General features: G+C 63.8%; 13 protein-coding genes. 4 read left to right on the plus strand and 9 right to left on the minus strand.

What is annotated here, in order from left to right:
* Positions 1–811: 811 nt before the first annotated feature.
* Positions 812–1,111 (minus strand): hypothetical protein, encoded by a 300-nt coding sequence (locus KVT32_RS32155; RefSeq protein ID WP_253855184.1) that lies wholly within the window; start codon positions 1,109–1,111, stop codon positions 812–814.
* Positions 1,112–1,234: 123 nt separating this feature from the next.
* On the opposite strand from KVT32_RS32155, the gene KVT32_RS20660 reads away from it, so the two are divergent.
* Entirely contained in the window at positions 1,235–2,158 is a 924-nt protein-coding gene (locus KVT32_RS20660; RefSeq protein WP_152385162.1) for a LysR substrate-binding domain-containing protein, read from the plus strand.
* A 145-nt stretch (positions 2,159–2,303) separates the two neighbouring features.
* Here the strand turns inward: KVT32_RS20660 and KVT32_RS20665 are convergent, their stop codons facing one another.
* Positions 2,304–3,821, minus strand: coding sequence for an acetyl-CoA hydrolase/transferase family protein (locus KVT32_RS20665; protein ID WP_217618811.1), 1,518 nt, complete (start codon positions 3,819–3,821; stop codon positions 2,304–2,306).
* A gap of 246 nt (positions 3,822–4,067) precedes the next feature.
* On the opposite strand from KVT32_RS20665, the gene KVT32_RS20670 reads away from it, so the two are divergent.
* Both KVT32_RS20670 and KVT32_RS20675 read left to right on the plus strand, forming a co-directional pair.
* Positions 4,068–4,994, plus strand: coding sequence for a LysR family transcriptional regulator (locus KVT32_RS20670; RefSeq protein WP_217618812.1), 927 nt, complete (start codon positions 4,068–4,070; stop codon positions 4,992–4,994).
* 227 nt (positions 4,995–5,221) lie between these two features.
* The gene (locus tag KVT32_RS20675) at positions 5,222–7,636 is read left to right on the plus strand and encodes a DUF3772 domain-containing protein (RefSeq protein WP_152385165.1); all 2,415 of its coding nucleotides are present in this window, start codon (positions 5,222–5,224) and stop codon (positions 7,634–7,636) included.
* A 36-nt stretch (positions 7,637–7,672) separates the two neighbouring features.
* Here KVT32_RS20675 and KVT32_RS20680 read toward each other — a convergent pair whose 3' ends face one another.
* The 3 genes from KVT32_RS20680 to KVT32_RS20690 form a co-directional block, all read right to left on the minus strand.
* Positions 7,673–8,356 carry a hypothetical protein gene (locus KVT32_RS20680; protein WP_175155011.1) on the minus strand — a complete coding sequence of 228 codons (684 nt, stop codon included), beginning with the start codon at positions 8,354–8,356 and terminating at the stop codon, positions 7,673–7,675.
* A 44-nt stretch (positions 8,357–8,400) separates the two neighbouring features.
* Positions 8,401–8,877 (minus strand): hypothetical protein, encoded by a 477-nt coding sequence (locus KVT32_RS20685; RefSeq protein WP_152385167.1) that lies wholly within the window; start codon positions 8,875–8,877, stop codon positions 8,401–8,403.
* A gap of 339 nt (positions 8,878–9,216) precedes the next feature.
* Entirely contained in the window at positions 9,217–9,618 is a 402-nt protein-coding gene (locus tag KVT32_RS20690) for a hypothetical protein (protein ID WP_254636964.1), read from the minus strand.
* 100 nt (positions 9,619–9,718) lie between these two features.
* Here KVT32_RS20690 and KVT32_RS20695 point away from each other — a divergent pair, with 100 nt between their 5' ends.
* Entirely contained in the window at positions 9,719–10,009 is a 291-nt protein-coding gene (locus KVT32_RS20695) for an antibiotic biosynthesis monooxygenase (RefSeq protein WP_056326936.1), read from the plus strand.
* 39 nt (positions 10,010–10,048) lie between these two features.
* Here the strand turns inward: KVT32_RS20695 and KVT32_RS20700 are convergent, their stop codons facing one another.
* From KVT32_RS20700 to KVT32_RS20715, 4 genes are all read right to left on the minus strand, one after another.
* Positions 10,049–10,405 carry a nucleotide pyrophosphohydrolase gene (locus KVT32_RS20700; RefSeq protein WP_152385169.1) on the minus strand — a complete coding sequence of 119 codons (357 nt, stop codon included), beginning with the start codon at positions 10,403–10,405 and terminating at the stop codon, positions 10,049–10,051.
* A gap of 27 nt (positions 10,406–10,432) precedes the next feature.
* Positions 10,433–11,053: a PolC-type DNA polymerase III gene (locus KVT32_RS20705; protein ID WP_175155013.1), complete on the minus strand. Its 621-nt coding sequence runs from the start codon at positions 11,051–11,053 to the stop codon at positions 10,433–10,435.
* A 4-nt stretch (positions 11,054–11,057) separates the two neighbouring features.
* Positions 11,058–11,282, minus strand: coding sequence for a DUF1653 domain-containing protein (locus tag KVT32_RS20710; protein ID WP_062841788.1), 225 nt, complete (start codon positions 11,280–11,282; stop codon positions 11,058–11,060).
* A 117-nt stretch (positions 11,283–11,399) separates the two neighbouring features.
* A complete protein-coding gene (locus KVT32_RS20715) occupies positions 11,400–12,743 on the minus strand; it encodes a methyl-accepting chemotaxis protein (RefSeq protein ID WP_152385171.1) in 1,344 nt (447 codons plus the stop codon).
* Between the last annotated feature and the right edge of the window lie 38 nt (positions 12,744–12,781).

Raw genomic sequence — 12,781 nt, forward strand, 5'->3', positions numbered from 1 at the left:
GTCTGAATAAATTCAAACCAGGTCATACGTCGCTACTCAAAGGAAGTGAGGTATGTTCTTAAACTTGACGTCTAAGGTACTTCACTTCTAGTGAGCACTTGATTTCTTGTGCTTGCGATAAGGCCGAAACCCAATCGCTGCACTCGCATCAAGCGCCCACACTTATCGGTTGTTTAGTTGTTAAAGAGCGGTACTGCTAAATTCCGTACTACTGGTTTCTGCCCTCAACTTTGGCCAACTTCGCTTTCGCGTCGTCGCTGTCGTTGCAGCAGAGAAACGAGATTATGAAGAAGTTTTTATCGCTTGTCAAGTCAGCTTCGCTTTTGCTTTACGCCGTTGCGTCACTTACTTGCGGCGACCTCTTCAGGTCTCGCCAGGACTTTCGTCCTGCCCTAGCAGTTATTGAAACGTCAGGGTAAACCCTAATTTTTCAGTAACTGCCAAGCCCAAAACTATAGCACAATTTATGCAGATCTTGCAACTGGCTTCTGCCTGATTTGCGTCGATCCTTGCAATAACCGCTTGGCGCTCATTACTGATTGCCGCTGCGGCAGGTGAAAGTGGGTTGCCCCGTTACCTGTTGCACTTGCTTGGCTTCGCGTCTCAAAACTGTCTGAGCGGCGAAGGAGCGAGACTATAGCACAGAATTTTGGACTGTCATGCCAGTGACGCAAAATTTTGGGTGTGTCGTCGGTGGCGAGAAGCCGCCGACCACGGGTAACGCGATTCGCTGTCTCTCTCTCTCTATATATATAGCGAACCAGTGCGAAGCCCGTGGGTGGTAGGCGGCGGACGCGGCGGGCGGGACCACTTACCAGCGCAGGTGATGATTGTTGCGCAACCGTGCGAGATCGCGGCTCAGGGCGACTTCGTTCACCAGCCATTGGGGCGCGCCCACGTCATTGAGCAGGTGGGTATCCATGTCTTGTGCGAGGTTGCGCATACGCCGCTCGTTGCGGCGAGCACAGTACGCGTTCCACAGGCGGGTCATGAAACTGCGGTCTGGCGCCTGGGCGCTTTCCAGCACGGCGACCGGTTCGGCGTTGGCCAGTTTGGCTTTGGGGGGTGCACCGGCCAAGGTGACAGGCGGCATGAAAGGCTGAGCGGTCATCACGGGCTCCTTTTGCTTATCCGTTTTGGTAAGCGTAGTCGCCCAATTTCCGCCTGAAAATCGAATTGTTTTGGCATGATCGGTAAGCTAAGATGACCAGTCGAATTCCAGCCTGGATCTGCCATGCGATTGCCCCTCAATACGCTTCCTGCGTTTCGCGTTGTCGCGGAATTGCAGAATCTTCGCGCTGCGGCGGAGCGCCTTCACCTTACACATAGCGCGGTCAGCCAGCAGATCAAGGTGCTGGAAGAGCAGATTGGTTTTCCGCTCTTCGAGCGCAGCGGGCGCGGCATCGTCCTCAACTCCGCGGGCGCGGCACTTCTGTGCAGCGTGCAAGGCGCCATGGCGCTGCTCGATGAAGGGCTTATGGCTGCGAGCGCGGCTGCGTCCGGCAGCGAGCAAAGGCTGCGGGTGTCCGTGCTGCCTTCGTTTGCCCAGCGGTGGTTGCTTCCGCGCATGGCGCGTTGGCGCGCACGGCATCCCGGCCTGGCGTTGGAGATCGAGACGTCCCAGCAATTGGTCGACTTGTTGCGCGACGGCTTTCATGCCGCGCTTCGAATCGGGCAAGGGCCCTGGCCCGGGGTGGAATCGGAGCCGCTGTTCGATGTGCCCTTGCCGCTCATCGTGCTTGCTTCGCCCGAGACGATGGCCGCCCTGCCCGACAACTCCCCCCAAACGTTGGCGCGCCAACCGCTGCTGGGCGAACGTGAGCTATGGCAGCATTGGTTTGCTGCAGCCGGATTTCCGACGCAGGTCACGCCTGTGGCGTCATTCAACGATGCGGGGATGATGCTGCAAGCAGCTGAGCAGGGGCTGGGAATTACGTTGGGCCGAGAACTGCTGGCGGCGGATGCGCTGTGCGCGGGGCGGCTTGTGCAGGTGTCGCCGGTGCGCGTGCACTACGAATTGGCGCAGACCTATCACCTGGTCTATCGGCCAAGCTTGCGGGACTGGGCGCCCCTGGCCGAGTTCAAGCAGTGGCTGCGCGACGAACTGGAAATTTCGCGCCAGACTCTGGTGACCTCCAAGTCCGAGGACGAGGCCTAGTAAAAAAAAGGTAAAGCAGCGTGCAGCCGCTTTACCTTGACCAAAACACGGCGTCCGGCAGGACCTAGCCTCAAACAGCCTGGGTTCGCTTCGCTCGAAACCCAGGCGGACGCCGCGACGGCGGCAGTCAATCTTCAGTCCCGCATCAGGCGACCTTGCGGGCGGATGCGGCGACCGGCTGCATCGAGTCGGTTTCGTTGAACCGCTGGTGCCACGAGAACGCTTCTTCGAGCAGATGCGGCGTCTGGCCGCCGCGTTCGCAGGCGCGGTCGAAGTAGTCTTGCAGCGCGTCGCGGTAAGACGGATGCACGCAGTTCTGGATGATGGCCCGCGCGCGCTCGCGCGGGGCGAGACCGCGCAGGTCGGCCAGACCGCATTCCGTGACCAGCACATCGACATCGTGCTCGGTGTGATCGACGTGGGACACCATCGGGACCACGCTGGAGATGTCGCCACTCTTGGCCATCGACTTGGACACGAAGATCGAGATATGCGCGTTGCGGGCGAAGTCGCCTGAGCCGCCAATGCCGTTCATCATGTGCGTGCCGCCCACGTGCGTGGAATTCACGTTGCCGTAAATGTCGAATTCCAGCGCCGTATTGATGGCAATGATGCCAAGGCGCCGCACGATTTCAGGCGCGTTGCTGATCTCTTGCGGGCGCAGCACGATGCGCTGGCGGTAGTGTTCCATGTTGGCGAGGATCTTTTCATACACCGGCTTGGACACGGTGATGGAGGACGCCGATGCGAATGCGAGCTTGCCCTGGTCGAGGAGCTCGATGGCGCTGTCCTGCAGCACCTCGGAGTACATGACCAGGTTCTCGAAGTCTGATGACTCGAAGCCGTGCAATACCGCATTGGCGATGGTGCCGATGCCAGCCTGCAGCGGCAGCAGCGAATTGGTCAGACGGCCGGCGTTGACTTCGCCGCGCAGGAATTGGTTGATGTGGCCCGCGATCGCGCTGGTTTCTGCATCGGGCGGCAGCGCGTTGGAGGGGCTGTCGGGCTCTTGCGTGATGACGATGGCGGCGATGCGGGAAGGATCCACTTCGATGAAGGGCTGGCCGATGCGCTGGTCTGCCGACACCAGGCCGATGGGCTGGCGGGCGGGACGACCGCCGGGGATGTAGATGTCGTGCAGACCTTCGATGGCCGCGGGCACGCTCGTGTTCAGTTCGACGATGATCTTGTCGGCCTGTTGCACGAACGACGCCGAATTGCCCACCGACATCGTCGGCACGATCGCGCCGGTTTCGGTGATGGCGGCGGCCTCGATGATGGCCACGTTGATGGGGCCCAGGTGACCGGCCCGCAATTGTTCCACCGTTTCGGACAGGTGCTGGTCGATGAAGGCGATTTCGCCTTGATTGATCTTGCGGCGCAGGGTCGTGTCGACCTGGAACGGCAGGCGCCGTGCGAGCGCATTGGCCTGCGCCAGCATCTTGTCAGTGTCGTGCCCGAGCGATGCGCCGGTGATCAAGGTGATGGAGAGCGGCTCGCGTTCGGCTCGCGCGGCCAGCGCGGCGGGCACCGACTTACAGTCGCCCGCCCGGGTAAATCCGCTCATTCCGACGGTCATTCCGTCCTGAATCAGTAAGGCGGCCTGTTCGGCTGTGGTGATCCGGGCGTGCAGTTCTGGGTTGCGGATCCGGTCGAAAGGCATGTTGTCTCCAAATTCAAAGGCTTGCGGCTTAGGGCCGGGCGCGGCGAAGGATCTTCAGCGCCCGGGCACCGTCTGACGCGGCGTTTCCCGAGGTTCCAAGGGCCGCGGATGCGGGCGATGGAACGATTTTTCGGCAGTATAGGAACGCGGGCGGAAATCTCGTAATGACTTAAAATCATCCCATTCAGTCGTTTTTTTCATCATTTGCGTTTTTGTCGCGCATCGCGCGAAGGGGCCAGCTTTCCCATGGACGTGCGCGCTTTGCGGTATTTCGTGGAAACCGTCCGCCATGCCAGCTTCACGCAGGCAGCCAAGGCGCTGTTCGTCACGCAGTCCACGGTGAGCAAGATGATCCGGCAGCTGGAAGAAGAAGCCGGCACGCCGCTACTGATTCGCGATGGGCATACGGCCCGCCCCACCGATACAGGCCGGGTCATGTACCAGCGCGGTCTGCAGGTGCTGGAGACCATGCGCCAGCTGTCGGAAGAACTGCGGCAAACCGCGGACCTGAGGCGCGGCGCGCTGGAGGTGGGCATTCCTCCGATGATCAATCTGCTGTTCACGCCGGTGGTCAAGCGGTTTCGTGAATTGCATCCCGGCATTCATCTGACACTTCGCGAAGGGACCGGCCAGGCCGTGGAAGGCCTGGTGGCCAGCGGCGAACTGGAGGTCGGAGCCACCATCCTGCCGGTCGCCCCCGACGGCGGCCTGGTTGCACAAGCGTTTGGCAGCTATCCGATTTGGGTGATTGGACCGCCCGACGCGCCATGGTCCGGAAAGACCTCGTTGCCGCTGAGCGCGTTGCGCGACGCGCGGCTGCTGATTCCCACCGACGACTTCGCGATCACCCGGCGGTTGCGCCAGGCGTTTGCCGATGCGGGACTGCAGCCCAGCATCGCGGCGCAGAGCGCTCACTGGGATTTCCTGGTGGCGATGGCGTCGGCAGGGCTGGGGGTGGCCCTGCTTCCCGAACCCCTGATGCAGCGGATGAAGACTCGGGGCCTTAGCACCGCCAAGCTGGCGAAGTCCGGCATGCAGTGGGAAGTTGGGCATATCTGGCTGCAATCCGGCTATCTGTCGTTTGCCGCCCGCGCCTGGCTGGAAGTGTGCGATGCCGTGCTGGGCAAGCCTCGGAGCCGGGCGGCGCGCGCGCCCCAAGGATCTGGGAGTTGAATCCAAACGTTCGGCTCGTAAACAGGGGTTGCGAGGGCGGCCATCGCCGACCGCGGGCGACGCCCAAGCGCCGCAAATCCGGCCCCGTTTTTATGCCCGCCAACGGCAATATTCACCGTGCAGGCATGAGCTCTGAAATTTAGGGACGCAACAGCATTTTTGTTGCAACGGACAGCCGGGCGGCTTGTTATGCTGCCGCCTCGACGCGAGCAACTCGCCCCAAGAACATGATCCCCACCACGTACCCTCTGCTCATGCGCGCCCGCCTCGTTCGCGCGCCCAACCTGGCGGCGCTGCTTGCCGCGCTGCTGCTGGTGTTCAGCTTGCTGCCCGCCTTTGCGGCGCCGCCCGCCACCCCAGCCGACACCGAAGCCGTACTGGCCGCCGCGCGTAAACAGATCGACGAGATCCGCAAGCAGATCCCCGACCAAACGGACGACGCCGTGCTGCTCAAACAGCGTGGCGAAGCGCTGGATATTCAATCGAAAGCGGATGCCGCCACGGAGGCGCTGACGCCCCAGCTTGCCAGCGTGACCGCGCGCCTGAGCGAACTGGGCACGCCGCCGGACGGCGCCAAGGAAGCGCCCGATGTGGCGGCACAGCGCACGCAGCTTGAGAAAAACAGCCGCGCCCTGGACGCGCAACTCAAGCTGGCGCGGCTACTGTCGGTAGACGCCGGACAGACCGCCGAACAGATATCGGCCCAGCGGCGCAAGCAGTTCCAGGCGCGCCTGGGTGAGCGTCGCGATTCCTTCCTGTCTGGCCAGTTCTGGACCGAATTCCGCCAGGAATTCCCCCGGGATCTGGAGCGGCTGGAAGCCCTGCGCGATGACCTCACCACCGCCGTCGGACAAACGCCCAAGTGGGGCTGGCTGCTGCTCGCCGTCGTCGCCGGTCTGGCGATTGCACTGCGCGTCTGGGTTGGCCGTTACCTGCTGCAGTTGACGGCAACGCGCGTGCCGCCTGGCCGGTTGCGCCGTTCTTTCCTGGCCGTGGCCCTCGTCGCGCTGTCGGTCGCGACGCCCGGCGTGATCGCCTTGCTGATCCAGGCCGGCCTGGACTGGCGGTCGCAACTTTCAGACCGCACCGCGTCACTCCTGACCAACCTGGTGGCGACCGTGTGTTTTGGCGGGTTCGTTTCGGGGCTGGGCTTCGCGCTGCTGTCAACCAAGCGTCCTTCCTGGCGCCTGCCCCCGGTCAGCGACATCGTGGCGAACCGCCTGCGCTGGCTCCCCGGCACGCTGGGCGTGCTGGTGGTCCTGATCTGGCTCGCCGAAAGGTTGCCCGTGCTGCTCGACGCCAGCCTGACGACGACCATTACGCTGACCGGCATCGTGGGCGTGCTGAGCATGGCGATGCTGGCCGCCGTATTGGCGATCAGCCGTCGCCTGCGCCGGCAGGTCATGCAGGACAGCGAAGCGCCGATCCCGCTGTGGGTCTCGCTGATGCTGGCCGCCATCTGGACGGTGCTGATCGTCAGCCTTGCCAGCCTGCTGGCGGGTTACGTGGCGTTTGGCAGCTTCCTGGTCAAGCAGGTGTTGTGGGTGCTGATCGTGCTGGCCTCGGCCTACCTGGCCTCCACGCTGATCGAGGACGGTTTCAGCACACTGCTGGGGACGGCGCACCGCGAGGGTGGCGAAGGCGAAGGGCCAAGCATGCGCGATCAGGCCGCGGTGCTGCTGTCGGGCCTTGGCCGCGTGGCGATCGCGCTGCTCGCCATCATTCTGGTGCTGGCGCCGTTCGGCGAGGCGCCGATGGATCTGGTGCAGCGCTTTGACCAGCTGCGTAAAGGTCTGGCCATCGGTGAGGCACAGATCCGCCCGGGCGCGGTGCTGCAGGCGCTGATCGTGCTGGCGCTGTCGTTGCTGAGCGTCAAGATGCTCAAGCGCTGGCTCTCGAACCGCTACCTACCCACGACCGAACTGGATCCCGGCATGCAGTTGTCTGCCGCGACGCTCTTCGGCTACGGCGGTTTCGTGCTGGCTGTGGCGTTGTCGCTGTCCGCGGCCGGGATCGGTCTGGAACGGGTCGCGTGGATTGCGAGCGCGCTATCGGTGGGTATCGGTTTCGGCCTTCAGGCCGTCGTGCAGAATTTCGTGTCGGGTCTGATCCTGCTTGCCGAGCGGCCGGTGAAGGTGGGCGACTGGGTGTCGCTCGGCGGCGTGGAAGGCGACATCCTGCGCATCAACGTGCGCGCCACCGAGATCCAGATGGGCGACCGGTCCACGGTGATCGTGCCCAATTCCGAATTCGTGACGAAGACGGTGCGCAACGTGACGCGGTCCAACCCGCTTGGGCTGGTGCAGATCAAGCTGCCCATGCCGCTATCGACGGATGCCGAAAAGGTGCGCGAGCTGATGCTGCAGGCCTTTGCCGATCACGAGGACGTGTTGGAATCGCCTGCGCCCAACGTATTCCTGGACGGGATCGATGCAGGCCACCTGGTCTTCAACGCGCGGGGCTACGTGTCCTCGCCCCGTGCGGCGTACGGCGTGCGAAGCGCGCTGCTGTTCACGGTGCTCAAGCGGCTGGACGAGGCCAAGCTCGAAGTGTCGTCGCCGCCGACGATGCTGATTGCGGCGGCACCGGAGCCCGCACAGGCGCCTGCGCCCATCGCGGTAGCCCCGCCCGCTTCACCCTGATTGCCCGCACGGCCGCCCGGCCTCGGCCCCGCCGTCTCAGCCGGGCGAATACAGGTCGGCAAACTGCTGACGCTCCAGGCGGGGATTGCGCAGCGGCGGCGCGGTAAATGCCGCGCTGCGAGCCGACATCACGGGATAGCCTTGCGGCGCCTGCGCCTGGGGCGCGACGGGCACGGCGCCCGCGGTCTGGACGGGCGTTTGCGGCGCGACCTGCGCCACCGCGCCGCTGTCGAACCGGTGATCCGCCGTCGTCAAGGCCGGATTGGTGCACAGTCCCTGCGCCACCAGTGCCGCCTTGGTGCGGTCGTCGGTCTGGCACAGGATATCGATGGCTGCCGTTTCCAGACGCCGCGAGCGGTCCGCGTCCTTGGTCGACGCCGCCGCCTGCATCGTGCGCTCGAAGTTGCGGCGAAGGCTGCATTTTTGGTCTTCGATCGGAATCGCAACGTTCATCCCGAATCCCACGACGGAACCGCCGCCGCCCGCCGACACCATGCAGCTGTCGGACGAGAACGAGCCGTAGAAGCTCTGGCCGCCGACCGGCGGCGCGCTGCGCAACGTGCTGGTGCCGCTATTGCTGGAATTGAGCGTGATGCCCTGGTTGTTGCCCGCATTGGTCGACCCGGACGATGCCGAGGTCGAGGAGCTGGACGTGCTGGTCTGCGCCCCCGCCGACATGGCGGCAAGCGACAGGGAAATGGCTAGAACTATGGTCTTCATGATGTCCCCTCGCCCGGACGGCCGAAGCCGTCCGGATAATTCGGTCAGCGATTGAACCCGCCGACATGGCCCACCGCGCCGATGCCGTGTATCGACCCGAAAGCGCCGATGTTCGCTGCATGGAACGTCCCCGTCGCCGATGCGCTCGTTTCCGTCTTGCCGAATGTGGCGCCGCCGTTCGCGATGCTGTCGCCGACCATGATCGGCGCGTTGCCCGACACATGCCCGTAAGACTCGCTATTGGCGTATTGCCGTGTGCTGGTGACGACTTGCGTGCCGTCGCGGCTGAACGTGCCGCCGACCTCCGCGATGCCGCCCGTGCTGCCGAACGACGTCTGGCTCGATGAGCCGTAACCGTTGATCTGGGTGGCGACCACCGAACTGCCGGTGGAGATGGATGACGCGGTACCGTTGATGGCGCCGGCGTGGCCGGTTACCGAACCTCCGGCCTGGCCCGGGCCAGTGGCGTAAGCCGATGCGGCGAACAATGACAACGCGGCGACTGCTGCGAGCTTTTTCATTTGAGCTCCTCCTGATCCGTCTGCACGGATGCACAGGTGCCGGAGACCGACCGGCGCGGACCGTTACTCCCCCAGGTACTGCGCCCGTCCAGGGCCAGGGCGTGGGACTTTCGTATTGGTACGGAATGATTGCGCCGTCCTAGGCAGGTCGGTATCGGTTAAACGAACGATCGGGTCTTTCTGGCCGATGGACGCGCGAATTACACAAACCTGAAAGAGGAGATGCCGGCCCCATGCAGCCATGCGTATGGATGACGCCAAGCGTGCGCGAAGACCCGCCGTCGGGCCGGCTGTCAGCTCAAAGGATGGGTGTGCGCGCGGGCGGCTCGCGCATGATATCTAGCGCGCAAGAGGGCGAGCCCCCTCTTGCGCCAGGCGCAGCCACCAGCCGGTCTCGCGCCGCGCCAGCATCAGGTCCACGGCCACCATGGCCAGCAGGAACCCGCACTCGGCCAGATTCAGATTGGCGACAACTTGATAGGTCGCCAGCAGGGCGATGCCGGTGACGCCGGCAAGATATGCGGGCCAAGCGGGCGGCACCCCGGACGCGACGGCTCGCGGGCGGCGCGACAGGCACAACCACGCCACCAGCGGCAGGCTCAGCATCGACAGAGGGATGTAAATGGCGATGGCCGACAGCAGCACGTCGACCGCGAACTGGGTATGCAGGAACAGGGACATCAATACGATCATGCCGACGCCCACATACCAGAGCAGGCGAAGGGAAATGAGACGAGTCAAGGTAACGGCTCGGTGATTCATCAATCGGACTGGAAGCGGAAATTTCGGCCATACTACTCCCGGCCTTGCCCCCCCTCCCCCTTCAATTGGAGACAAAACCATGATTCAGGAGATTGCCAGCATCCACGTCCGCGAAGGACAGGAAGCGCTGTTCGAAGCCGGTGTGACTCAGGCGAAGCCGCTTTTTCTGCGCGCCAAGGGTTGCCATGGCATGGAACTGTACCGCAGCATCGAGCAGCCGCAGCGTTACACGCTGGTGGTGGACTGGGAAACGGTCGAAAACCACATGGTGGATTTCCGCGAGTCGCCCGATTTCCAGGAATGGCGCAAGCTGGTGGGCGGCTTTTTCGTCGAGCCGCCCCAGGTGCACCACGAACAGAAAGTGATCTGAACGCCTCTGCGGCGGGCCGGGCGGCAGCACCGCCCGGCGCTAATCTTGCGGCGGCTCGTCGTATTTTCGCGCGCTGCGCCGGAACGCGTCGGCAGGGTACTTGCTGGCGTTCTTCACCATCTTGCCGGCAACCGCCTGCGAGATATCGATGCCCAGTTGATCCGCCAACGCCACCAGGTACATCTGCACATCGGCGATCTCGTCAGCGGCATCCGCAAGTCGGGCAGCAGGCAGATTTCGGGACTCGTCTTCACTTAGCCACTGAAACAGCGAAACCAGCTCGCCGGTTTCGCCCGCCAGGGCCATGGCCAGATTCTTGGGCGAATGGAATTGCTCCCATTCGCGTTCGGCCGTGAACTGGCGCAAGGCAAGCCGGATCTTTTCCAGGTCTGACATGAGCACTCCCCCAGGAATGGCGCCTTGCTACACCGATGCCAGGCGAGCGCTGGCCGCCAGCGCAACCGCAACCGTCGTGCGCACGTCGGCCAACGCCCGGTGGGTGGGCTGCGAAGCGCCCACGTGCCGCGCCAGGATGTCGAGCTTGTGCGACGTCAGCTCGGGCCACGCGCGGCGCGCCAGCGCCAACGTGCAGTGGGTGGCGTTCGAGAAAGGCATCCCCGTCTGGTCTGCCGCCGCGCTGAGGAAGCGCCGATCGAACGAGGCATTGTGGAAAAACACCGGCAGGTCCTCGACAAACGCCAGGAACGAAGAAAAGGCCTGCGCGACCGGTATGCCGTCGCGATCGACTTCGGCCTGCGTGATGCCGGTAAGGCGCGAAATGAAGGAGGGCACGCGTGCGCAGGTCCGCACGACCTGTGTGTACTCGTTCACCACGGCGCCGCCCTCGCCAACCCTGACCGCCGCGAATTCAAGGATTTCGCAACTGGCAGTGGACAGGCCGGTCGTTTCAAGGTCGGCCACGATGAACGGGCCGCCCAACGCGTCAAGGGCTTGCGTGACCGCGGCCTGAGCTCGGGCCGCCGGCCGGGAGGGGCGTGCCGGTGATGCGCCGCTCGAAGGCGCGCGCCGATAGAAAAAGCTCACGGGCCTACTCCGCGGGGTGCAGCGCGGCGAAGCGGTCCGAACCGTCGGCAAGCTTGCCAAAGAACAGCTCGGCCGGTCGCACCCACAGACCGCGCGCATGCGGCCAAAGATGTTCGTACACCACCATCGATTCCTCGGTCTCGGAATGGCGGGCAGTGCCAACATAGCGATACAGGCCGCCCTTGTAGTGGCGGTGCGTGGCAAGTGCCAGGGCTTCGGATTCGGTCATGGACATCGGCGGCAAATGGCGTGGCCCGCGGCGGAAACTGCCCGCGCGGGCCCCGGAGGATCGGCAATGCCGTCTTTATAGCGCAATCGGGACCCGCTTCGCGCGGGCGCGGCCTCGTCACGCGGCGCGCAGACGTGCCGTGGCCTCGACGCGGGTTTCGGTCAGGTCTTCGGTGACGCCGGCCAGCTTGGCCGATTGCGCGAGCGACACATCAACGACCTGACCCATGATTTCGGTGACGCGGCGCGATGAGGCGACTATTCCCTCCATTGTTCCTCCTGCTGACTGGACGTGCACCGCGCCGCCTTCGACCTGCGCGACCGACGTCGTGATGAGCGCCTTGATTTCCTTGGCGGCGGCGGCGCTGCTCTGCGCCAGGTTGCGGACTTCGGACGCGACGACCGCGAACCCCTTGCCGTGTTCGCCCGCGCGCGCCGCTTCGACCGCGGCGTTCAGCGCCAGGATGTTGGTCTGGAATGCGATGCCGTCCATGACCCCGATGACTCCGGAAATTCGGCGCGAACTGCCGGTGATGGCTTCCATCGTGGCCACCACCTCGCGCATCGTGTCGCCACCGGTTTCCGCGACGCGGCTTGCGTCCTGCGCAAGGCTGTTGGCCTGCCGCGCCCGTTCGGCGTTCTCCGTCAGGCCTTGCACGGCGACCTGCAACGTCTGCGCCGCCGTAAACCGCTTGGTAATGTCGGTGGCAAATTTCACGACCTTGAAGGGCCAGCCCTGCGCGTCGAAGATCGGGTTGTAGCTGGCTTCGATCCACACCTGGCGGCCGCCCTTGCCCAGGCGCATGTACTGACCCGTGTCATGTTCGCCATTGCGCAGTCTGCGCCAGAAATCCTTGTAGGCCGTGCTTCTTGCCTCGTCGGCAGGTACGAACATGCTGTGGTGCCGGCCCAGCACCTCGTCCGCGCGATAGCCCACCGCATTGAGGAACAAGTCGTTGGCGCGCATGATGGTGCCGTCCAGTTCGAACTCGATGATCGCCTGGACCTTGGAGATCGCTGCGAGCTGGCCTTCGGAATCCGCCTGCCGGTGTTGCTGCTCGGTGATGTCCGTGGCGTACTTGATGACCTTCAGTGGCTGCCCGCGCTTGTCAAAGATGGGGTTGTAGGACGCCTGCAGCCAGACATCCGATCCGTCTTTGCGAATTCGCCGGTAGCGGCCGGAATCATGGGCGCCCTGCCCCAGCCTTTCCCAGAAGGCCGCATACTGCGCCGACCCGCGCTCTTGCGGCGCGATGAACATGCGATGGTGTTGTCCCTGGATCTCGTCGAGCACATAGCCCATGGTGTCCAGGAAATTCTGGTTGGCCGTCAGGATGTGGCCGTTCAGATCAAACTCGATGACCGCCTGCGATTTATGGATCGCGTCGATTTGTCCGAGCAGATCTGCTTTGTCGGTACTGCGGTATCCACGGATGAAGCGGCCAAGAGTATGCCAAAGCATGGTGACCTCCAGGGGTGAGTTTGCCGGCGTGCCTGGTA

Origin of the sequence: Achromobacter sp. GbtcB20 (assembly GCF_019091095.1) — a bacterium.
Taxonomy (GTDB): domain Bacteria; phylum Pseudomonadota; class Gammaproteobacteria; order Burkholderiales; family Burkholderiaceae_B; genus Achromobacter; species Achromobacter mucicolens.